The organism is Sphingobium sp. DC-2 (genome assembly GCF_000722555.1).
GTDB lineage: Bacteria > Pseudomonadota > Alphaproteobacteria > Sphingomonadales > Sphingomonadaceae > Sphingobium > Sphingobium quisquiliarum.
Window position 1 is genome coordinate 14,569 of sequence record NZ_JNAC01000024.1, and the last position, 21,377, is coordinate 35,945.

General features: G+C 64.2%; 25 protein-coding genes and 1 tRNA gene. 19 read left to right on the forward strand and 7 right to left on the reverse strand.

Translation table 11 applies throughout. The features are described 5' to 3' along the window. The first annotated feature begins 2 nt into the window (after positions 1-2). Together ET21_RS0103110 and ET21_RS0103115 are read left to right on the forward strand one after the other, a co-directional pair. Entirely contained in the window at positions 3-1,007 is a 1,005-nt protein-coding gene (locus ET21_RS0103110; RefSeq protein ID WP_030538546.1) for an alpha-ketoacid dehydrogenase subunit beta, read from the forward strand. Between the two features lie 8 nt (positions 1,008-1,015). Continuing rightward, positions 1,016-2,329 carry a dihydrolipoamide acetyltransferase family protein gene (locus ET21_RS0103115; protein WP_030538547.1) on the forward strand — a complete coding sequence of 438 codons (1,314 nt, stop codon included), beginning with the start codon at positions 1,016-1,018 and terminating at the stop codon, positions 2,327-2,329. 12 nt (positions 2,330-2,341) lie between these two features. Here the strand turns inward: ET21_RS0103115 and ET21_RS0103120 are convergent, their stop codons facing one another. Next, the gene (locus ET21_RS0103120; protein WP_030538548.1) at positions 2,342-2,794 is read right to left on the reverse strand and encodes a DUF11 domain-containing protein; all 453 of its coding nucleotides are present in this window, start codon (positions 2,792-2,794) and stop codon (positions 2,342-2,344) included. Between the two features lie 173 nt (positions 2,795-2,967). On the opposite strand from ET21_RS0103120, the gene ET21_RS0103125 reads away from it, so the two are divergent. Together ET21_RS0103125 and ET21_RS0103130 are read left to right on the forward strand one after the other, a co-directional pair. Then, positions 2,968-4,122: an AI-2E family transporter gene (locus ET21_RS0103125; RefSeq protein ID WP_030538549.1), complete on the forward strand. Its 1,155-nt coding sequence runs from the start codon at positions 2,968-2,970 to the stop codon at positions 4,120-4,122. Positions 4,123-4,163: 41 nt separating this feature from the next. After that, positions 4,164-4,240, forward strand: a tRNA-Asp gene (locus ET21_RS0103130). A gap of 144 nt (positions 4,241-4,384) precedes the next feature. On the opposite strand, the gene ET21_RS0103140 is transcribed toward ET21_RS0103130, so the two are convergent. The 4 genes from ET21_RS0103140 to ET21_RS25535 form a co-directional block, all read right to left on the reverse strand. Next, a complete protein-coding gene (locus ET21_RS0103140) occupies positions 4,385-4,624 on the reverse strand; it encodes a DUF2842 domain-containing protein (protein WP_030538550.1) in 240 nt (79 codons plus the stop codon). Continuing rightward, positions 4,621-5,199, reverse strand: coding sequence for a 5-formyltetrahydrofolate cyclo-ligase (locus ET21_RS0103145; RefSeq protein WP_021236417.1), 579 nt, complete (start codon positions 5,197-5,199; stop codon positions 4,621-4,623). Before ET21_RS0103145 ends, ET21_RS0103140 begins: the two co-directional genes overlap by 4 nt. Positions 5,200-5,483: 284 nt before the next feature. After that, positions 5,484-5,819 carry a cell division protein ZapA gene (locus ET21_RS0103150; protein ID WP_021236416.1) on the reverse strand — a complete coding sequence of 112 codons (336 nt, stop codon included), beginning with the start codon at positions 5,817-5,819 and terminating at the stop codon, positions 5,484-5,486. Continuing rightward, positions 5,812-6,000 carry a hypothetical protein gene (locus ET21_RS25535; RefSeq protein WP_150113407.1) on the reverse strand — a complete coding sequence of 63 codons (189 nt, stop codon included), beginning with the start codon at positions 5,998-6,000 and terminating at the stop codon, positions 5,812-5,814. The genes ET21_RS0103150 and ET21_RS25535 overlap by 8 nt, the downstream gene beginning before the upstream one ends. Before the next feature lie 174 nt (positions 6,001-6,174). On the opposite strand from ET21_RS25535, the gene tkt reads away from it, so the two are divergent. From tkt to ET21_RS0103180, 5 genes are all read left to right on the forward strand, one after another. Beyond that, positions 6,175-8,145: a transketolase gene (tkt, locus tag ET21_RS0103160; protein WP_030538551.1), complete on the forward strand. Its 1,971-nt coding sequence runs from the start codon at positions 6,175-6,177 to the stop codon at positions 8,143-8,145. A gap of 32 nt (positions 8,146-8,177) precedes the next feature. Continuing rightward, complete coding sequence (gene gap / locus ET21_RS0103165; RefSeq protein WP_021236413.1) at positions 8,178-9,185, forward strand: type I glyceraldehyde-3-phosphate dehydrogenase; 1,008 nt, start codon at positions 8,178-8,180, stop codon at positions 9,183-9,185. Positions 9,186-9,385: 200 nt separating this feature from the next. Continuing rightward, a complete protein-coding gene (gene pgk / locus ET21_RS0103170) occupies positions 9,386-10,558 on the forward strand; it encodes a phosphoglycerate kinase (protein WP_190288220.1) in 1,173 nt (390 codons plus the stop codon). Between the two features lie 89 nt (positions 10,559-10,647). Further along, positions 10,648-11,544, forward strand: a complete 897-nt coding sequence (locus ET21_RS0103175; protein WP_030538552.1) for a fructose bisphosphate aldolase — start codon at positions 10,648-10,650, stop codon at positions 11,542-11,544. Between the two features lie 7 nt (positions 11,545-11,551). Next, entirely contained in the window at positions 11,552-12,028 is a 477-nt protein-coding gene (locus ET21_RS0103180) for an AAC(3)-I family aminoglycoside N-acetyltransferase (protein ID WP_030538553.1), read from the forward strand. Between the two features lie 144 nt (positions 12,029-12,172). Here ET21_RS0103180 and ET21_RS0103185 read toward each other — a convergent pair whose 3' ends face one another. Together ET21_RS0103185 and ET21_RS25540 are read right to left on the reverse strand one after the other, a co-directional pair. Then, entirely contained in the window at positions 12,173-12,604 is a 432-nt protein-coding gene (locus ET21_RS0103185) for a DUF1772 domain-containing protein (protein WP_030538554.1), read from the reverse strand. A 194-nt stretch (positions 12,605-12,798) separates the two neighbouring features. Continuing rightward, positions 12,799-13,551 carry a DUF72 domain-containing protein gene (locus ET21_RS25540; RefSeq protein ID WP_237751477.1) on the reverse strand — a complete coding sequence of 251 codons (753 nt, stop codon included), beginning with the start codon at positions 13,549-13,551 and terminating at the stop codon, positions 12,799-12,801. Between the two features lie 39 nt (positions 13,552-13,590). Between ET21_RS25540 and thiE the strand changes: the two genes are divergently transcribed. From thiE to nuoE, 10 genes are all read left to right on the forward strand, one after another. Next, entirely contained in the window at positions 13,591-14,283 is a 693-nt protein-coding gene (gene thiE / locus ET21_RS0103195) for a thiamine phosphate synthase (RefSeq protein WP_030538555.1), read from the forward strand. 74 nt (positions 14,284-14,357) lie between these two features. Then, entirely contained in the window at positions 14,358-15,446 is a 1,089-nt protein-coding gene (locus tag ET21_RS0103200; RefSeq protein ID WP_030538556.1) for a L,D-transpeptidase, read from the forward strand. Further along, positions 15,443-16,030, forward strand: a complete 588-nt coding sequence (locus ET21_RS0103205) for a M23 family metallopeptidase (RefSeq protein ID WP_030538557.1) — start codon at positions 15,443-15,445, stop codon at positions 16,028-16,030. Before ET21_RS0103200 ends, ET21_RS0103205 begins: the two co-directional genes overlap by 4 nt. Positions 16,031-16,125: 95 nt before the next feature. Beyond that, a complete protein-coding gene (gene efp, locus ET21_RS0103210) occupies positions 16,126-16,689 on the forward strand; it encodes an elongation factor P (RefSeq protein WP_021238169.1) in 564 nt (187 codons plus the stop codon). 43 nt (positions 16,690-16,732) lie between these two features. Then, positions 16,733-17,548, forward strand: coding sequence for an inositol monophosphatase family protein (locus ET21_RS0103215; protein WP_021237786.1), 816 nt, complete (start codon positions 16,733-16,735; stop codon positions 17,546-17,548). A 126-nt stretch (positions 17,549-17,674) separates the two neighbouring features. Next, a complete protein-coding gene (locus tag ET21_RS0103220) occupies positions 17,675-18,049 on the forward strand; it encodes an NADH-quinone oxidoreductase subunit A (protein ID WP_021237787.1) in 375 nt (124 codons plus the stop codon). A gap of 26 nt (positions 18,050-18,075) precedes the next feature. Beyond that, a complete protein-coding gene (locus tag ET21_RS0103225; RefSeq protein WP_021237788.1) occupies positions 18,076-18,594 on the forward strand; it encodes an NADH-quinone oxidoreductase subunit B family protein in 519 nt (172 codons plus the stop codon). 1 nt (position 18,595) lies between these two features. After that, a complete protein-coding gene (locus tag ET21_RS0103230) occupies positions 18,596-19,432 on the forward strand; it encodes an NADH-quinone oxidoreductase subunit C (RefSeq protein WP_030538558.1) in 837 nt (278 codons plus the stop codon). Beyond that, on the forward strand, positions 19,432-20,667 hold the full coding sequence (locus ET21_RS0103235; protein WP_030538559.1) for an NADH-quinone oxidoreductase subunit D: 1,236 nt from the start codon (positions 19,432-19,434) through the stop codon (positions 20,665-20,667). Before ET21_RS0103230 ends, ET21_RS0103235 begins: the two co-directional genes overlap by 1 nt. Next, a complete protein-coding gene (gene nuoE / locus ET21_RS0103240; RefSeq protein WP_021239944.1) occupies positions 20,667-21,332 on the forward strand; it encodes an NADH-quinone oxidoreductase subunit NuoE in 666 nt (221 codons plus the stop codon). The genes ET21_RS0103235 and nuoE overlap by 1 nt, the downstream gene beginning before the upstream one ends. Positions 21,333-21,377 lie beyond the last annotated feature (45 nt).

The following is a 21,377-nucleotide window of genomic DNA, read 5'->3' on the forward strand; positions in this document are numbered from 1 at the left end:
AGATGACCATGATCCAGGCGATCAACAGCGCGCTGGACGTGATGATGGAGCGCGATCCCGATGTCGTGGTGATGGGCGAGGATGTCGGCTATTTCGGCGGCGTCTTCCGCGCGACGGCGGGCTTGCAGAAAAAATATGGCAAGAACCGCGTCTTCGACACGCCCATAACGGAAATCGGCATTATCGGCGTGGCGATCGGCATGGGGGCTTATGGGCTGCGGCCCGTGCCGGAAATCCAGTTCGCCGACTATATCTATCCGGCGCTCGACCAGCTTGTGAGCGAGGCGGCGCGGCTGCGCTATCGTTCGGCGGGGGAATATATCGCGCCCTTGACGGTGCGGTCGCCCTTTGGCGGTGGTATATTCGGCGGGCAGACCCACAGCCAGTCGCCCGAAGGCATCTTCACCCATGTATCGGGCGTCAAGACGGTGATCCCGTCCACGCCCTATGACGCCAAGGGGCTGCTGATCGCGGCGATCGAGGATAATGATCCCGTCATCTTCTTCGAACCCAAACGCATCTATAACGGCCCCTTCGACGGCCATTATGACCGCCCGGCCAAGGGGTGGGCGGGACATCCCGGCGCGATGGTGCCGCAGGGCCATTATCGCGTGCCCCTGGGGCAGGCGCGGACCGTGCGGCAGGGTGAGGCGCTCACCATATTATGCTACGGCACGATGGAGCATGTGGTGGAAAGCACGGTCGCCGACATGGGCGTGGATGCGGAGATCATCGACCTGCGCACCCTGATCCCGCTGGACATCGAGGCGATCGAGCGATCCGTGAAGAAGACCGGCCGCTGCCTGATCGTGCATGAGGCAACGCGGACCAGCGGCTTTGGCGCGGAGTTGAGCGCGCTGGTGCAGGAACGATGCTTCTACCATCTGGAAGCGCCGATCGAGCGGGTGACCGGCTTTGACACGCCCTATCCGCACAGCCTGGAATGGGCCTATTTCCCGGGGCCCGTGCGCATCCGCAAAGCCATTGACAAGATCATGAAGGATTGAGGCGCGCCATGGCCCTGTTCACGTTCAAGCTGCCCGACATTGGCGAAGGCATCTCCGCAGCGGAAATCGTCGCATGGCATGTGAAAGCGGGCGACCGGGTCGAGGAAGACCAGCCGGTCGCCGACATGATGACGGACAAGGCCACGGTGGAGATGGAGAGCCCGGTCGCGGGAACCGTCCTGCGGCTGGCGGGCGAGGTGGGCGATCAGGTCGCGATCGGGGCGATGCTGGTGGAAATCGAGACGGAGGAGGAAGCGGAGGTGACCGCCTTGTCCGATGCGCCGCCGCCATCCGAAGAGGTGATCGAGGCCGAGACGCCGGGCGAGTCGGTGATCGACGAGGCGCGTTCGGAGGACGGCACGGGCGCTTCGCCTTTGGCTCAGCAGGAGGCTTCGACTTCTCTCAGCCCGAACGGTGGTGCGGCTAACACATTCCCTAACTCAACCATGGAGGCCGCCCCCTCACAGGTTCTTGCCTCTCCAGCCGTCCGTGCGCGGGCGAAGGAGCTTGGCGTCGATCTGTCGCAGGTGAAGACCGCCGGAGAGCGCGTGCGCCATTCGGACCTGGACGCCTTCCTGCTTTACGGCGCGGGACAGGGCTATCGACCGGCGGGGGTGTCGGTGCGGCGGCCGGACGAGCAGGTGAAGGTCATCGGGCTGCGCCGCCGAATCGCCGAGAATATGGCGGCGTCGAAGCGGCATATTCCGCATTTTTCCTATGTCGAGGAGATCGACGTCACTGAACTGGAGCGGATGCGCGAGCAGTTGAACGCCAGCCGGGGCGACCGGCCAAGGCTTACCCTGCTGCCGCTGCTGATCAGTGCGATCTGCCGCTGCGTGCCTGACTTCCCGATGCTGAATGCGCGCTACGACGATGAAGCGGGCGTGGTGACGCGGCACGGCGCCGTGCATATGGGCGTCGCGACTCAGACCGGCGCCGGGTTGATGGTGCCGGTGATCCGCGACGCGCAGGACCGGAATATCTGGCAGCTCGCGGCCGAAATCCGCCGTCTGTCCGACGCCGCGCGCGCCGGCAAGGCGAAGGCGGAGGAATTGTCCGGTTCCACCCTCACCCTCACGTCGCTGGGTCCGCTTGGCGGGGTGGCGACGACGCCGGTGATCAACCGGCCGGAGGTCGCGATCATCGGCCCCAACCGCATCATCGAGCGTCCCGTCTTCAGGGGCAAGGACATAGTGGCGGCAAAGCTGATGAACCTGTCGATCAGTTGCGACCATCGCGTCGTCGACGGCTGGGACGCGGCGAGTTTCGTGCAGGCGGTGAAGACGCTGCTGGAAACGCCGGTGCTGTTGTTCGCTGATTGAGGGTGGCGGCGTTCAGCGTACCGTCGCGCGGTAGCTGAGGCGGCCGCTTTCGCCCGGAGAGATGGGGTCGGGCATGGTCCAGCGGATATGGGTGATGTCGGCGGGCACGGCGCGCCGGGTGCCGCCGAGCGGCGTCGGCAGCCATAGTTCCCCCAGCCGTCCCCAGCGCTGCCCGCCGTCGACGGAGACCTGGACAGCGGGATCGGATGTGGCAAGCTGCATGCCGCGCGGCACCGGATTGGTGACGGCCAGTCCGCGCAGGGGCTGGGTCCCCGCATTACGCCAGTTGACCACCAGTATGAGCTGGTCGCCGGGCGCGACGCGGTCCGCGCTTGCCAGAACGCGGCGGGGACGTCCGTTGATGTCGGTATGGACCCGCTCCACGAAAAGCTGGGTATCGACCTTGATATCCTGCCGGGCGAAAGCTCCGCCCGGAGCGGACGCCGCCAGCAGCCCGCATCCCATTACGCCGCAGCGCCTGATCAGGCCGGAAGTCCGATAGTTCATGGAGCCGGTGATAAAGGGAGATGGCCGAAGATTCGGTTAATCGTCTGTTGATTATATGTCCGCACTGCAACATGAAATTGGCGCGGCGAAATGGCCGGGCGCGCAGGCAAGACGGCAGGGAACGATCCTAGGTGACACCCCATGAACAGAATGAGATCAACCGCCGCCGCGACCGGCTGCTCGCGTCGATCGCGCTGACATTGGGCATCGGCCTGATCCTGGCGTTGCCCTTCGCCTTGCGCGAAGGCGCGGAATTCTTCCTGCCGCTGACCGCCGCGCTGGTGATCGCCATTGCGCTCGTGCCGTTCCTGGAGTGGATGGAGAGGCGGGGCGTGCCGTCCGCGATCGCGGCGCTGGTGGCGGTGATCGTCTTCCTGCTGGTGGCCAATGCGGCGATCGTGATGATCGTGGTTCCGGCGGCGGACTGGTTCGTGCTGCTGCCCGAAAGGCTGCCCAAAATACAGAGTAATCTAGCGCCTTTGATCGACCTTTATTCGCAGCTGCAACGTTTCGTAGACGAAACGATTCAGGCGCTTGCGAGCGGCCCCGGCGCTGTTGCGCGGACGGCGTCGGTCGACGCGCCCCGATCGCTGTTGCAATTCGCCGCGACGTCAGCGCCGTCGGCCATCGTGCAGATGGTCTTCGCGCTGCTCATCATCTATTTCTTCCTTGCCGGATGGACGCGGCTGCGGCGGCGGACGATCAACAGCCGGGGCAGCTTCGACGGCGCGATGGCGGTGGCGCGCGTCATCCAGAATGTGGTCGATGCGACATCGGCCTATGTGCTGACCATCGCCACCATCAACCTGTGCCTTGGCCTTTCGGTCGCGATCGCGCTGTGGCTGATCGGCATGCCGTCGCCGCTGATGTGGGGCGGCATCGTCGCGATGCTGAACTTCATCCCTTATTTCGGGCCGATGCTGGCGGCGGTGCTGTTGGGCCTGGGCGGCCTGATGATGTTCGACGACATATGGATGGCGTTGCTGCCCGCGGCGATCCAGATCGGCTTTCACCTGATCGAGGCCAATGCGATCACGCCCATGGTGCTGGGGCGGCGGCTGACCATGAACCCCTTGCTGATCCTGGTCGCGCTCACCTTCTGGGGCTGGGTGTGGGGAACGCCCGGCGCGTTGCTGGGCGTGCCTCTGCTGATCATCATCCAGACGGTGATTTCGGCTGCGGGGATGCCCGACATCGCCGGTTTCCTGTTCGAACGCGGGACACTCACGGTGCCGCCGCGCAAAGAAAATGACGAAACGGAGGAAACAGTTGAAAGAGCCGGTTGACAGGTCCGGCGCGCCCGCATAGATGCCCGCCCACACCGAACGCGGGTGTAGCTCAGTTGGTTAGAGCGCCGGCCTGTCACGCCGGAGGTCGCGGGTTCGAGCCCCGTCACTCGCGCCACTCTCCTAGTAGAGTGAATGGTCCCGAAGAACCATATTATCCCGATATTATGATCGTCATGTCAGCGGAAGCTGGCACCTTGTCGAGCCAGGCGGTGTCCGCGCCAGAAGGCGCAGCTTTCGCCGTGATGGCGGGGTAGCGCGTTCAGCCGCGCCGCCAGCGGCCGGTTTCCATCCAGGCGAGCAGGCGCTTCAAAGGCAGCACCCAGATCCAGATCAGGCCCAGAAAGACATAGACCGGCACCTGCGCGATCATCGGCAGGCGGCCGATAAGGCTCGACAGGCTGCCGATCAGGATCGCCCAGAGCGCGATCAGCGCCAATATGATGAACATGCCCACGGGCTTGCGCCAGCTGGGCTCATAGGGGGCGGGCTGGCGGTTCACGCGTCGGGTCCTTCGATCAGTTCGATTTCAGTGAGGATGATGTCGAGCGGCAGGTCCCACGGATCGGCGGGCAGGGCGTCATGCTCCTGCACCGACCAGGCGATGCCGACCCGCAGCGCATCGGGATAGCGGGCGAAGGCCCGGTCATAATAGCCGCCGCCCTGCCCCAGCCGGTTCATCGCCCGGTCGAATCCCAGCATCGGCGCAAAGATGATGTCGGGCGTGACCGGCGGACCGCTGGGTTCGGGATGGTGCGTGCCGTAAAGGCCGGGATGAAGCTGATCCTCCGGCGTCCAGGCGAGGAAGTCCATGCTGCCCAAACGGTCGATGACGCGCGGGAGGGCGAGGGTCTTGCCCATGGCCGCGAGCTGCGGGGCGAGGCGCTGGGCAGGGGCTTCATCGTCCAGGCCCATATAGAGCGCGACGGTGTTCGCGCCGGTGAGGCGGCGGGCGAGGGGGGAGGGGATCGCCTTGAAGGCCAGGCGGTGGGCGAGCGGATCGAGCGCGATGAGGAAGGCACGGCGGCGCTCCCGTGCGAGGGCGCGCAGGGCGGCTTTATCGGGGTCGTCGCTCATGAGCCGCGTTTAGACCCGGCGGAGGGGGCTGGGAACCTGTTTCTCGACCCTTCGATAACTCAGGACAGGCTTCGTTCGAAACCAACGGTGTTGTGGGAGCCAGCGAGAGGGAGGGTGACGGGACCGCCTCGGCCGTTTGCTGGAATATCCTCTGACGCCTCAACGTCAGGTGGGAACCATGTAGATCAGGCCGGAGCCCGCCCAGGGACAGTCCCCGTGGATGTGATTATCGCCTCAGGGATGTTCGCTAAAGCTCGTACCGCGCAGTGCCCGTCACCGGCAATCTAGGCATCGTCCGCCGCCGCGGCAAGCCTGTCGCTCAGCTTTTCGAGGCGAGCGGCGAGGCTTTCGATCGTCTGGGCGGCGGATTCGTCCTCATCGCCCAGCGCGAGTTGCTGTTGCCGCCCAATGGCCTCCCGCTTGAGGTCGTTCAGCTCGTCCGCCAGGAACAGCGCGGCGAACAGCAGCGTGCGCACTTCCGTCAGGCCGGGCGTGTTCTGCTGGGCGAGCCGGGCCTTGCGTTCGATCAGGCTGGCGAGATGGGCGAGATGCGCTTCCTCGCCATCGCGGCACCGCACTGGATAATGACGCCCGGCGATTACGAGAGTCGTTTCAGCCATGCGCCTGTCCCTTCACCTCGGCGATCAATGCGTCGAGCGATCGAAGCGCTTCCCGTGCCGCCGCCGCATCGATGCCGCCGGGTGGGGGAGCGGAGGGTCTGGACCGGTCCACCTGCTGCTCAAGCCTGCCAACCGCGCGCTCCAGAGCGCCGATCGCCTGCATCATGCGATTGCTTGCCATAACCAACGCATAGACAAAGTTTTCGCCGCGCAAAAGCCGTCATTGGGCCGCTCGGCCCGGCGTTGCGGCCTGCCGTGGTTGACGCCCCGTGCCAGAGGCGACAAAGGGGACCCGATTTCGATTCGTCGGCTCAGCAGGGGGCCGCTTTTTAGAGCAGGAAAGACGCCAGCCCAGATGACCGTTTCCGAAAAGTCGCTCGCCAGCGCCATCAGGGCGCTTTCCATGGATGCAGTGCAGGCGGCGAACAGCGGCCATCCGGGCATGCCGATGGGCATGGCGGACGTCGCGACGGTGCTGTTCAAGGATTATCTGAAGTTCGACCCAAGCCAGCCCAAATGGGCCGATCGCGACCGTTTCGTGCTGTCGGCGGGCCATGGGTCGATGCTGATCTACTCGCTGCTGCACCTGACCGGCTATGCGCGCCCGACCATTGAGGACATTCGCAACTTCCGCCAGCTCGGCAGCCCCTGCGCCGGGCATCCTGAGAATTTCGAACTGGCGGGCGTGGAAGCGACGACCGGGCCGCTGGGTTCGGGCCTGGCGACCGCGGTCGGCATGGCGATCGCCGAGCGGCACCTCAATTCGACCTTCGGCGACGATCTGGTCGATCACCGTACATGGGTGATCGCTGGCGACGGCTGCCTGATGGAGGGCGTCAATCATGAGGCGATCGGGCTTGCGGGGCACCTGAACCTCGGCCGCCTGATCGTGTTGTGGGACGATAACAAGATCACCATCGACGGCGCGGTCGACCTGTCGAGCAGCGAAGATGTGCGCGCCCGCTATGCCGCGACCGGCTGGCATGTGGTTTCGTGCGACGGCCATGATGTGGCGGACGTGCGACGCGCGATTGACGAGGCGCTGGCCGATCCGCGCCCGTCGCTGGTCGCCTGCGCCACCAAGATCGGCTATGGCGCGCCCAACAAGGCTGGTACGTCTGGCGTCCATGGTTCGGCGCTGGGCGTCGAGGAAGTGGCTGCGGCGCGCGAGTTCCTGGGCTGGACGGCCGAACCCTTCGTCATTCCCGAAGATGTGGCGGCCGAATGGCGGCGCATTGGTGCGCGCGGCGCGGACGTGCGCGCGGGCTGGGAAGACCGTCTGGCGGGCAATGGCCAGAAGGCGGAGTTCGAGCGGCGCATGGCGGGGGAATTGCCCGCCGGTTTCTCGCTCTCCAACTATATCGACACGCTGATCGCCAATCCGCAGAAGGTCGCGACCCGCAAGGCGAGCGAACTGGCGCTGGGCGCGATCAACGACCTGCTGCCCGAAACGCTGGGCGGTTCGGCGGACCTGACCGGCTCCAACAACACCAAGACCAAGAGCACCGGTCCGCTCACCAGGGACGATTATTCCGGCCGCTATGTCTATTATGGCATCCGCGAGTTCGGCATGGCCTGCGCGATGAATGGGCTGGCGCTGCATGGCGGCGTCATCCCTTATGGCGGCACTTTCCTTGTGTTCTCCGACTATATGCGTGGCGGCATCCGTCTGGCCGCGCTCCAGCAGCAGCGGGTCATCCATGTGCTGACCCATGACTCCATCGGCCTTGGCGAGGATGGTCCGACCCACCAGCCGATCGAGCATGTCATGTCGCTGCGCATGATCCCGAACCTGGACGTCTATCGCCCGGCGGATGTGGTCGAGACGGCGGAATGCTGGGAGCTGGCGTTGCAGGACAAGGATGGTCCGTCCGTGCTGGCGCTGACCCGCCAGAACCTGCCGCAGTTGCGGACGGAGAAGGCGGGCGAGAATCTCTGCGCGAGGGGCGCCTATCGCCTGCGCGCCGCCAAGGCGGATCGCAAGGTTGTGTTGATCGCCACGGGTTCCGAAGTCGAGATCGCGGTCGCGACGGCCGATCTGCTGGAAAGCCAGGGCATCGGCGCGGACGTGGTGTCGATGCCGAGCTGGGCGCATTTCGAGGCGCAGCCGCAGGCGTATAAGGATGATCTCCTTCCGCACCATGTCCTGCGTGTCTCGATTGAGGCAGGGACGACGTTCGGCTGGGAACGCTATACCGGCATTGCGGGCCTGCGCTTTGGCATCGACACGTTCGGCGCTTCGGCTCCGGCGGAAGTGCTGTATGAGCATTTCGGCCTGACCGCCGCCAAGATCGCGCCGCAGGTTGCGGCCGCGCTGGATCATTGAGAAGAACATCTACCAATCAGGAGGCTAGTGCAGTGGCAACGAAGGTAGCAATTAACGGTTTCGGACGTATCGGCCGCCTGGTGGCGCGCGCAATCCTGTCGCGCACCGACCATGACCTGGAGCTGGTCAGCATCAACGATCTGGGCGACGCTAAGGCGAACGCCCTGCTGTTCAAGCGTGACAGCGTCCATGGCGCTTTCCCCGGCGACGTCAGCGTCGATGGCGACGTGCTGGTCGTCAACGGCAAGCGCATCGCCGTGACCGCTGAGCGTGACCCGGCCAAGCTGCCCCACGCGGCGCAGGGCGTTGAGATTGCGCTGGAGTGCACCGGCTTCTTCACCGATCGGGAATCGGCGTCGAAGCATCTGGCGGCGGGCGCCAAGCGCGTCGTCATCTCGGCTCCGGCCAAGGGCGTGGACAAGACCGTCGTGTTCGGCGTCAATCATGAGACGCTGACCGCCGACGATGTCGTTATTTCCAACGCCTCGTGCACCACCAACTGCCTTGCCCCGCTCGCCAAGGTGCTGAACGACAGCATCGGCATCGAACGTGGCCTGATGACGACGATCCACAGCTATACCAACGATCAGAAGATCCTGGACCAGATCCACAGCGACGCCCGCCGTTCGCGCGCGGCCGCCATGTCGATGATCCCGACCACCACCGGCGCTGCCCGTGCGGTGGGCGAGGTGCTGCCCGAACTGAAGGGCAAGCTGGACGGTTCGGCGATCCGCGTGCCGACCCCGAACGTGTCGGTCGTCGACCTGACCTTCACGCCCAAGCGCGACACGAGCGTCGAGGAAGTGAACAGCCTGCTCAAGGCCGCTGCCGAAGGCGCGCTTAAGGGCGTGCTGGCCTATACCGACGAGCCGCTGGTTTCGATCGACTTCAATGGCGATCCGGCCAGCTCGACCATCGACAGCCTGGAAACGGCGGTGATCGACGGCAAGCTGGTGCGCGTGCTGAGCTGGTACGACAATGAATGGGGCTTCTCCAACCGCATGGTCGATACGACCGGCGTGGTTGCCGGGCTGCTGTAAGGCGGCAAGCCTGGGCGAACCTTTATCCGTTCGCCCTGAGCCTTGTCGAAGGGCTCGCCTGAGCGGAGCGAAGGCCGATCTGGCCTCGCTCCGCTCGGCCAAGGGCTTCGACTTCGCTCAGCCCGAACGGTTGGAGGGAAGTCCAAACAATAGAGGCGGAGAAACGAGACGTGGCCAAGCCCTTCAAGACGCTGGACGATATGGGCGACATCAGCGGCAAGACCGTGCTGGTGCGCGAAGATTTGAACGTGCCGATGCAGGATGGATCGGTGACCGACGACACCCGCCTGCGGGCGGCGATGCCGACGATCCTGGAACTGGCCGATCGTGGCGCGAAGGTACTGATCCTGGCGCATTTCGGGCGGCCCAAGGGTCAGAAGAACCCGGAATATTCGCTGTCGAAGATCACCCGCCCGTTGACGCAGGTGCTGGGTCGCGACGTTCAGTTCATTCCCGATTGCTGCGGCGAGGCTGCGGTCGATGGCATCGCGGTGATGCGTCCCGGTGACATTTCCATTCTGGAAAATACCCGCTTCCATCCCGGCGAGGAAAAGAATGATCCGGCGCTGGCGGAAGCCATGGCTGCGATCGGCGACTTCTATGTGAACGACGCTTTTTCGGCCGCGCACCGCGCCCATGCCTCGACCGAAGGACTGGCGCACAAGCTGCCCGCCTTTGCTGGCCGGTCGATGGAGAAGGAACTGGACGCGTTGCAGGCGGCGCTGGGCGAGCCGGTGAAGCCGGTAGCGGCGGTTGTCGGCGGGGCGAAGGTTTCCACCAAGCTCGACGTGCTGAACAACCTCGTCGCCAAGGTCGATCATCTGATCATCGGCGGCGGCATGGCGAATACCTTCCTGCACGCGCGTGGCGTGGATGTCGGCAAGTCGCTGTGCGAGAAGGATCTGGCGGACACGGCCGAGGCGATTTTCGACGCGGCGGAGAAGGCCGGTTGCACGATCCATCTGCCCTATGACGTGGTGGTGGCGAAGGAGTTCGCGGCCAATCCGCCATCGGTGCGGACCTGCAATGTGCATGAGGTCGCGGCTGACGAGATGATCCTGGACGTGGGACCGGCGGCTGTCGAGGCGCTGGGCGATGCGCTCAAGAACTGCCGCACCTTGGTGTGGAATGGGCCGCTGGGCGCGTTCGAGATCGCTCCGTTCGACAAGGCGACCGTGGCCCTGGCGAAGACGGCGGCGGCCTTGACCAAGGAAGGGCAGCTTACGTCCGTGGCGGGCGGCGGCGATACCGTCGCGGCGCTTAACCATGCGGGCGTGGCGGGCGACTTTACCTTCGTATCCACCGCTGGCGGCGCTTTCCTCGAATGGATGGAAGGTAAGGAACTGCCAGGCGTCAAGGCGCTGATGGCTTGAATATCAGGGGCCGCCCGTGATTGGCGGCCCCTTTCATTTTCCGTCGCTGCCATCGTGGCGGCGCAACCCTACAGAGAAGGTATGTGCAGATGCTGGATCAGGACATGAAGAACAAGATTGCGGGCGGCAACGGCTTTATCGCCGCGCTGGACCAGAGCGGCGGTTCGACGCCTAAGGCGCTGAAAGGCTATGGCATCGAAGAAGGAGCATGGTCGAACGATGAGGAAATGTTCGGCCTGATCCACGACATGCGCAGCCGCATCATCACCTCGCCCGCCTTTTCGGGTGAGAAGGTGATCGGCGCGATCCTGTTCGAGCGGACCATGGACGGCGAGGCAGGCGGCAAGCCGGTGCCGCAGGCGCTGATCGAGCGCGGCGTCGTGCCCTTCATCAAGATCGACAAGGGTCTGGAGGATGAAGCGAACGGCGTGCAGCTGATGAAGCCGATGCCGGAACTCGACACGCTGCTGAAGCGCGCCAAGTCGCTGGGCGTGTTCGGGACCAAGGAGCGTTCGGTTATCAATCTCGCCAATCGCGAGGGCATCGCCGCTGTCGTGAAGCAGCAGTTCGAAGTGGGGCAGCAGGTTCTGGCCGCCGGGCTGGTGCCGATGATCGAGCCCGAAGTGAACATCAAGAGCCCTGAGCGGGCCGATGCCGACCAGATCCTGCTGGAGGAACTGGTGAAGGCGCTCGACGCCTTGCCGGGCGACGATCAGGTGATGCTGAAATTGTCGTTGCCGACGAAGCCCGGCCTGTTCGATCCGCTGGTCGATCATCCCCGCGTGCTGCGCGTCGTGGCGCTGTCCGGCGGTTTTTCGCGCGCGGAAGCCTGTGTCGAACTGGCCAAGAACCGGGGAATCATCGCCAGTTTCAGCCGCGCGCTGTTGAACGACCTGCGCCATCAGATGAGCGATGACGAGTTCAACGCCTCGCTGGGTCAGGCGATCGACGAAATCTACACCGCCTCCACCAAGAAGGCGGCCTGATCCGGCGATGACGGCGGCAGGGAGCCATTCCGGGGCCGCCGTCATCCGCATCGGACCGGACGGCGTCGCGACGATGCGGGCAGTGAATGCGCTGTTCGCGGAGGTCTTCGATGACCTGCAATCCTATGCCGGCCTGCCGCCGTCCGACGGCTATCTGACCGATCTGCTGGCCGATCCCCGCTTCATCGCGCTGGCCGCTTTGGAGGGGGACAGGGTTGTCGGCGCGCTGGCCGCGTATGAATTGCGCAAGTTCGAGCAGCAGCGCAGCGAAATCTACATTTACGATCTCGCCGTGGCGGCAGACCGGCGGCGGCAAGGCATCGCCACCGCGCTGATCGACGCGTTGCGGCCGGTCGCCATCGCTGCGGGCGCGTGGGTGATCTATGTGCAGGCGGATCTGGAGGATGAGCCTGCGGTCGCGCTCTACACCAGGCTGGGCGCGCGCGAGGATGTGCTGCATTTCGACATAGCGCCGCGTGCTTAGAGCATGATCATGTTTGAGTGATCTTCATCCCGGACCTTCGACAAGCCCGGATGATGGATAGCGAGCCTTGATGCGGAGGCTTCCGTACAAGACGATCACGGTCAGCGAGACTGTGACACATAAAAAGCGTGGCGAATCTGCGTGTCATCGCATGAATGGCAAGGCAAACAAAAGCATGGCTGCGGCTCCCAGAAAACTTCTGACACCATGAAGCCGGCCCCACTGGACGAGCATCGCGCGACTTTCGAAGTCGGCGAGACGTGGGTTCAGGGCCATGAGCCGCTTATTGACGGGGAAGATGGCCCACAGCGTGAAGGGCCAGTTCGCAAGAAGGGCGACACTCCCTGCCACCCAGAGCCAGTCTTTCGTGAGATAGCCTGCGATCAGGCCTGCCACTCCGCCAATCACGGCCAAGCCAGACTGGATGGGTAGTGCGCGCTTATAGCTTGGCTGCCATTGTTGAAGCATCGGCCCGTCGCCCAGGCCAAGCCGCGCGGGATGCTCGACCAGCGTGATGTAGAAAGCTGCGCCAGTGAAAAGCGTCGCGCTGAGCAGAGCAACAAGTGAGATTATCATAACCCTTCCTCGCCTGGTTCGAGGAAGCGCCAACCCACGGGACAGCGCCTCCCCGAATTGGGGTGACGCCGCGGCTGGGAAGAACCCCGGTGGGGTGCAGGAACTACCGACCTGCTGCTCTATTTCCGGCGGATCAACTATCGCCGCTCGTGCGCGATCAATCAAGAGCCACGACCGATATATGGGACAATGGCCTAAGCGGCCATGGCTTTGAGCGCGAGCGCGTCCGCTATCGCATGCGCTTCCATGTCATTGTTGAAATAGGCCCAGACGGCGCGGCCATGGCGCGCCTGATCGCGCATCCACTCCGCCCAGTCGCGTAGCTGCGCTTCGGGATAGCGGCCCCAATATTTGCCGCCCGCGCCGTGGAAGCGGACATAGGCGGCGCTGCCCGTCGCGATGCGCGGGCTGGCCGATCCGGCCATGTCATGGACGCAGAAGATCGCGCCATGGCGTTCGAGCAGTTCATAGGTGCCGTCCTGATACCAGCTTGGGTGGCGGAATTCGAAGACGGGCGTGATGTCCGCGGGCTGGAGCTTGAGGAAGCTGTCCAGCCGGTCGAGATCAAGCCGGATGCTGGGCGGTAGCTGATAGAGCACAGGTCCCAGCGCCGGGCCGAAATGGCGGAAGGATTCCATCATCCGCTCCATCGGTTCCTCGCAATTTTTCAGTTTCAGCGCCTGGGTGAGGTAGCGGTTCGCCTTGGCGGCATAGCAGAAGCCGGACGGAGCCTGATCGCGCCAGCCATCCACCGTCTCCGGCCTGGGCAGGCGGTAGAAGCTGTTGTTGATCTCCACCGTGTCGAAATGTTCGGCATAGAAGGCGAACCAGCGCTTCTGGCAAGCTTTTCGGGATAGAAGCGGCCGCGCCAGTGACGATAGTTCCAACCTGAACAGCCGATCCTGATCATAGCCGAGACAAGCTGCCGGGCCGTGAAGCGGTTCCATAGTTTTCCTTGGGTGCCGAAACGCGCTAAGGGGCGGCGCATGACCGACTTCACTGACGAAGAACTGGCGCTTGACCCCCATTTCGCCGACCAGTTCGAAAAGGGCTTCCGCCCGCCCTGCCAGCTTTACCTCATCTCCCCGCCGGTAATCGGGGAGGATTTCGTGCGGCAATTGGCCGAAGCGTTCGACGGCGGGAATGTGGCGGCGTTCCAGTTGCGGCTGAAGGGCGCGGACGAAGAGGTGGTCGCGCGCGCGGCGGAGCCATTGCAGAAGCTGTGCGCCGAGCAGGAGGTTGCGTTCGTCATCAACGACAGCATCGCTCTGGCCAAGCGGCTGGGCGCGGACGGCGTGCATCTGGGGCAGGGCGATGGCGACCCGCGTGAGGCGCGCAAGATATTGGGCCCGTCCATGCAGATCGGCGTCACCTGCCATGACAGCCGCCACCTTGCGATGGAAGCGGGGGAGGCGGGCGCGGACTATGTCGCGTTCGGCGCTTTCTATCCGACCACGACCAAGGAGACGCTGTACCGGCCGGACCCGTCGATCCTGAGCTGGTGGACGGCCGTGTTCGAGCTTCCCTGCGTGGCGATCGGCGGGATCACCGCCGCCAATGCCGCGCCGCTGGTGGAGGCGGGCGCGGATTTCCTGGCGGTGAGCAGCGCTGTGTGGAGCCACCCGGACGGAGCGCGCGCCGGGGTGGCGGCTTTTGCGGGGGTTCTGGGCAAGGCCTGACGCATCGGAAGGGAGGCAGGCAGCTTTCCTGGCATTTGCGCGTTTCCTTTCCCAACCATCGGGAGAGTTTCGCCTTGAAGACACATCTGCTTGCGCTCACGCTGCTGTGCACCGCCTGCAACGTTTCCGTCACTGATGCCAACGAAAGCGGGCGCGCGCCCTCGGACAGCGAGCAGCAGAGCGCGGCGGCAAATCAGGGGGGCGACCCCTTTGCCTTCACCATCGTGCCGGAACCGGGTGGCGCGCCCGCGCGGGCGGACTCAATCCTCCAGGCGCAGGTGGCGCTCGACCGGGCGGGCTTCTCCCCCGGCGTTCTCGACGGGAAGGAGGGCATGTCCTTCACGGCGGCGCTCAAGGGATTCCAGGAAGCCAGGGGCTTGCCGGAGACAGGCAAATATGACGAAGTGACCGCCAAGGCGCTGCTGGGGGACAGCCCGCCCCCGGCGACATGGCTGGTGACGATCCCCGAAGGCTTTGCGCGCGGGCCGTATAGCAATATCCCCAAGGAATATGCCGATCAGGCGAAGCTGCCTGCGCTTGGCTACCGCAACCTGATCGAGAAGCTGGCCGAACGCTTCCATACTAAGCCCGAAGTGCTGGTGGCGCTGAACGCCCCGGGCACGAAGCTGGGGCCGGGGGCGACGGTGCGCGTGCCGGCCATCGGCAATCAGCCGGTGGCCCGGATCGAGGGAGATGAGCGGGGCTGGGGCAGCACGCTCGCCAGCCTGGCGGTGGCCAAGGACCAGCCGCAGGCGGACCATATCGTGGTGGACAAGTCGGACGGGGTGCTGCGGGTCTTCGACGCGCAGGACAAGCTGATCGCCCAGTTCCCCGCAACCATGGGATCGCAGCATGATCCGCTGCCGCTGGGCACATGGGAGATCAAGGGGATCAGCCGCAACCCGGATTTCCACTATAATCCCGACCTCTTCTGGGACGCTGACGCCAAGGATGAGAAAGCCGTGCTCAAACCGGGGCCGAACGGTCCGGTCGGCGTGGTCTGGATCGACCTTTCGAAACCCCATTACGGCATTCACGGCACGCCCGAGCCGCAGACCATCGGCCGCACCGAAAGCCACGGCTGCATCCGCCTGACCAATTGGGATGCCGCGCGGCTGGCGCAGATGGTGAAAAGCGGGGTGAAGGCCGTGTTCCAGGCATGAGGAGGCCGGGACGGCGCGGGTGGGCGGGCATAGCGCTCGCCATCCTGCTGCTGGTCCTGTTCCTGAAAATGTGCGTGCGGATCGTGCCAGGGGGCGGCCCGGAAAGGCCGCCTGCGGCGCCTCCCCAACGCGCTGCGGCGAATGCGGGCGCGCTGCTGATCCCGGTGGAGGGCGTGCCCCCGGCGGCGCTGACCGACACATTCACCCAGTCGCGGGCGGGCGGCGCGCGTCCGCACGACGCGATCGACATCATGGCGGCGCGCGGAACGGCGGTGCTGGCGGCCGCCGACGGACGGGTCGAGAAGCTGTTCTCCAGCGCGGACGGCGGCCTTACCATCTATGAGCGGTCGGGCGATGGGCGCCGCATCTATTATTATGCGCATCTGGACGGCTATGCGCCGGGGCTGGCCGAAGGGCAGACGGTGCGGCGCGGGCAGAAGATCGCCACCGTGGGGAGCAGCGGCAATGCCGACCCGGCCGCGCCGCATCTCCACTTCGCCGTGCTTGAGATGATGCCGGGCGAGCCATGGCATGGCGGGCGCGCCATCAATCCCTATCCGCTGCTGGCGCATCCGCCCCGATGACCCCACTTGCCCTTGGCGGCGGCACGATGTAGAGGCCCCCAAGCCTTAAAGAGGCCGGCTCTTTTCACCTTCAAGCATATAGGCAGGCTCTTCCCATGAAGATCAGCGGCGTCGAGATTCGTCCCGGCAACAATATCGAATATGACGGAAGCCTGTGGCGTGCCGTCAAGATCCAGCACACCCAGCCCGGCAAGGGCGGCGCCTATATGCAGGTGGAACTCAAGAACCTGATCGACGGGCGCAAGAACAACGTGCGCTTCCGCTCCGCCGAGACGGTCGAGCGCATCCGCCTCGACACCAAGGATTTCCAATATCTCTATGCAGAGGGCGACATGCTCGTCTTCATGGACACGGAAACCTATGAGCAGATCAACCTGCCGCAGGACCTGGTGGGCGAAGCGTCGGCTTTCTTGCAGGACGGCATGATGGTCATGCTGGAAATGTATGAGGAACGCCCGATCTCCGTGCAGCTGCCCGAAACGGTCGAGGCGACCGTGGTCGAGGCCGACGCCGTGGTGAAGGGGCAGACCGCTTCGGCCAGCTACAAGCCCGCAATCCTGGACAATGGCGTGCGCGTCATGGTGCCGCCGCACATCGTCACCGGAACCCGCATCGTCGTGGATGTGTATGAGCGGGAATATGTGAAGCGGGCGGATTGATGACAATCTCCCCTCCCGCAAGCGGGAGGGGGGAGAATAGAAAATGGTATCCCATTCCGGCCTTCTCACCGTCATGGAGCGCGCCGCGCGCAAGGCTGGCGCGAAGCTGCGCCGCGATTTCGGCGAAGTCGAACATCTGCAAGTGTCCCGCAAGGGCCCGGCGGATTTCGTGTCCAAGGCCGACCAGCAGGCCGAGCGCACGCTGGTGGAAGAATTGCAGAAGGCGCGGCCCGACTGGGGCTTCCTGCTGGAAGAAGGCGGGGTGATCGAGGGCGATCCCACCAAGCCGCGCTGGATCATCGATCCGCTCGACGGCACCACCAATTTCCTGCACGGCATCCCGCATTTCGCCATTTCCATCGCGGTCGAGGAGCCGCTCTATGGCGGCAACAAGCGGGAAGTCACCACCGGCCTCATCTATCAGCCGGTCACTGACGAAAGCTATTGGGCGGAAAAGAGCCGTGGCGCATGGCGGCATGACCAGCGACTGCGCGTGTCGGCCCGCCGCGACCTGGGCGATTGCCTGATCGCCACCGGCATCCCCTTCCTTGGCCATGGCGATTTCGCGCAGTGGACGCGCGTCTTCGGCGCGGTGGGTCCGTCGGTGGCGGGCATCCGCCGCTTTGGCGCGGCGGCGCTGGACCTCGCCCATGTCGCGTCGGGGCGCTATGACGGCTATTGGGAAAGCGGCCTTCAACCCTGGGACGTCGCGGCAGGCATCCTGCTGGTGCGCGAGGCGGGCGGCTTCGTCACTGACTTCCGTGGCGGCGACCAGCCGATCGAGCGCCGGGAAGTGATCGCAGGCAACGACGCTATCCATAGCAAATTGCACAAGCTTGTGGCTGGAGCGCTGCGCTGAGGCGGCCAATTGTTTCTGCGTACAAGAAGTGAATTGTTGCGAATCATTCTCACGCCTCCGGGCCTTGCTTCGCTTATGCGGCAGGCCTAAAGCGCGCCCATAGTCATTTTCGCCCAGGGGATTCCGTTGGTCGATCTAGCCCAATATCTGCCGATCCTGATCTTTCTGGGGATCGCCTTGCTGCTTTCCGTCACGTTCGTGTTCCTGCCGATGCTGGTGGGCCGCCTGACGGGCGCACACAAGCCGGACCCGGCCAAGCTCAGCGAATATGAGTGCGGCTTTCCCGCCTTCGAAGAACCGCGCAGCCAGTTCGACGTGCGTTTCTACCTCGTCGCGATCCTGTTCATCATCTTCGATCTGGAAGCGGCGTTCCTTTATCCCTGGGCGGTCAGCCTTGACCAGATTGGCTGGGCCGGTTGGGCGACGATGATGATCTTCATAGCGGAGCTGGTGCTCGGCCTCGTCTATGCGTGGAAGAAGGGAGCCCTCGATTGGGAGTAGAACTGACAAGTCCCGCGCCCGGCACGATGCTGCCCGCGGGGACGCAGCCCGACCAGGATTTCTTCAATGCGCTGAACAGCGAAGTCAGCGACAAGGGCTTCCTTGTCACCTCGACCGAAGAACTGTTCAAATGGGCGCGGACGGGGTCATTGTGGTGGATGACCTTCGGCCTTGCCTGCTGCGCGGTCGAGATGATCCATTCCAACATGCCGCGTTACGATATGGAGCGGTTCGGCGTCGCGCCACGCGCGTCCCCGCGCCAGTCGGACGTGATGATCGTCGCGGGCACGCTGTGCAACAAGATGGCCCCGGCGCTTCGCAAGGTCTACGACCAGATGTCGGAGCCCAAATATGTGATCTCCATGGGGTCCTGCGCCAACGGCGGCGGCTATTATCACTATAGCTATTCGGTGGTGCGCGGCTGCGACCGGATCGTGCCGGTGGACATCTATGTGCCCGGCTGCCCGCCGACCGCCGAAGCGCTGCTCTACGGCGTGATGCAGTTGCAGCGGAAGATCCGCCGGATCGGGACAATCGAGCGCTGATATGGGTCATTCTGCACCGAAGATCGCGGCCATTGAGGGCATCGCGCAGGAAATTGGCGGCCTGCTGGGGCCCATGCTGGTCGAGACCATCGATCATGCCGACGAGTTGAGCTTCACCGTCGTCCGCGAGCAAGTGGCAGAAGCGCTGCTGCTGCTGCGCGACCGCGCGGAATATCAACAGTTGATGGAGATTGCGGGCGTCGACTATCCCGACCGTCCAGAGCGGTTCGAGGTCTGCTACCATCTGCTCTCCGTCACGCGTAACCACCGCATCCGCGTCAAGGTGTCGACGGATGAGGACACGCCGGTGCCGACCGTCACGCACATCTGGCCCGTTGCTGGCTGGCTTGAGCGCGAAGTGTTCGACATGTACGGCGTGGTTTTCGCTGGCAACCAGGACCTGCGCCGCATCCTGACCGACTATGGCTTCAAGGGGCATCCTTTCCGCAAGGACTTCCCGCTGACCGGCTATGTCGAAATGTGGTACAGCGAGGAGGATAAGCGGGTCGTCTACAAGCCCGTCCGCCTCGCGCAGGATTTCCGCCAGTTCGACTTCATGAGCCCGTGGGAAGGCGCGGAATATCTGCTGCCCGGTGACGAGAAGGCGCCCCAGGCGCCCGGCGCGCCGACGCCTGCCGCCGCTCCCCCGCCGCCGCCCGCTTCGCCGCAGGGCCAGCCCGCTGGCGCGACGCCCAAGGTGACGGAAAAGTCCGGGGATACCGGCGCGGGCGAACCCGCCAACAGCAAGGGCGCGGAAAAGTCGCCTGCCGCTCCGGTGAAGCCCGAAGAACATACTGACGAAGGCAAAGGCGCCGCCAAGCCCGAGGACAAGTCCTGATGTCCACTTATCTCGACGAACTGGAGCGCAAGACCAGCCCGGAAGATCCGACGCTGGGCGATACCGAGATCCAGAATTACACGATCAACTTCGGCCCGCAGCATCCAGCGGCGCATGGCGTGCTGCGCCTGGTCATGGAGCTGGACGGCGAGATCGTGGAACGGTGCGATCCCCATGTCGGCCTGCTGCATCGCGGCACCGAAAAGCTGATCGAATACAAGACCTACCTTCAGGCGCTGCCCTATTTCGACCGGCTGGATTATTGCTCGCCGCTCAGCATGGAGCATAGCTATGTGCTGGCGATCGAAAAGCTGCTGAACCTGGAAGTGCCGCTGCGCGCGCAGTATCTGCGCGTGTTCTTCGCGGAACTGACCCGCATCAGCAATCACATGCTGAACCTCGGCTCGCATGTCATGGACGTGGGCGCGATGACGCCCAACCTGTGGCTGTTCGAAATCCGTGAAGACTGCATGAACTTTTATGAGCGCGCATCGGGCGCGCGCATGCATGCGGCCTGGTTCCGCCCCGGCGGCGTGCATCAGGACGTGCCGCTCAAGCTGTTGACCGACATTGCCGACTGGCTGGACACGCGCCTGCCCCGCCTGTTCGAGGATGCGATCAGCCTGGTGGCCGACAACCGCATCTTCAAGCAGCGCAACGTCGATATCGGCGTTGTGTCGAAGGAAGACGCGCTCAAATGGGGCTTTTCCGGCCCGATGATCCGCGGGTCCGGCATTCCGTGGGACATCCGCAAGTCGCAGCCCTATGACGTTTATGACCGCATGGAATTCGACATTCCGGTCGGCACCAATTTCGACTGCTATGACCGTTTCATGGTCCGCGTCGAGGAAGTGCGCCAGTCGGCCCGCATCATGAAGCAGTGCCTGCAACAGATGCCGGAAGGACCCATCGCCAGCTTCGACCGCAAGGTGGTGCCGCCCAAGCGCGGCGAGATGAAGCGGTCGATGGAAGCGCTGATCCATCATTTCAAGCTTTATACCGAAGGTTTCCACGTTCCGGCGGGCGAGGTCTATGTGGCGACGGAAAGCCCCAAGGGCGAATTCGGCGTCTATCTGGTCGCCGACGGCAGCAACAAGCCCTACCGCTGCAAGATCCGCCCGACGGCCTTCTCGCACTTGCAGGCAATGGATTTCATGATGAAGGGCCACATGCTGGCCGACACCACCGCTGTCCTGGGCGCCATGGACATCGTGTTCGGAGAATGTGACCGCTAATGGCTGACGCAGTTCATATCCCTGACGAAGCGGAAACGCGCGCCCGCTGGGGCAATTTCGCCTGGACGGCGGACAATGCCGAGCAGGCCAGGAAGGTGATCGCCCGCTATCCCGCAGGCCGCCAGCAATCGGCGGTCATGCCGCTGCTCGACCTTGCCCAGCGTCAGGTGGGGGAAGAGACGCAGACCCAGGGCTGGCTGCCGGTGCCGGTGATGGAATATATCGCCGACCAGCTAGAGATGCCGTACATGCGCGTCTACGAGGTCGCGACCTTCTACACCATGTATAATCTCGCGCCGGTCGGCCGCTATCATGTGCAGGTCTGCGGCACGACGCCCTGCATGCTGCGCGGTTCGGATGATGTGTTTTCGGCCTGCAAGAACAAGGGGCTGGTGAAGGGCGGAACGACGCCGGACGGCCTGTTCACCTTGACAGAGGTCGAATGCCTGGGCGCCTGCGCCAACGCGCCGATGGTCCAGATCAACGACGACAATTATGAAGACCTGACCTATGACAGCATGAGCGCGATCCTCGACGATCTCGCCGCTGGCAAGCAGCCCAGGATCGGGCCGCAGATCGATCGCCAGACCAGCTGCCCCGAAGGCGGCCCGACCACGCTCAGGGAGATGGTCAGCGAAAATCACGATTACCGGGGGGAGTGGTAATGAACCGCATGCCTTCCAAGGAAACTCCGTTCGGATGTGGAGTGA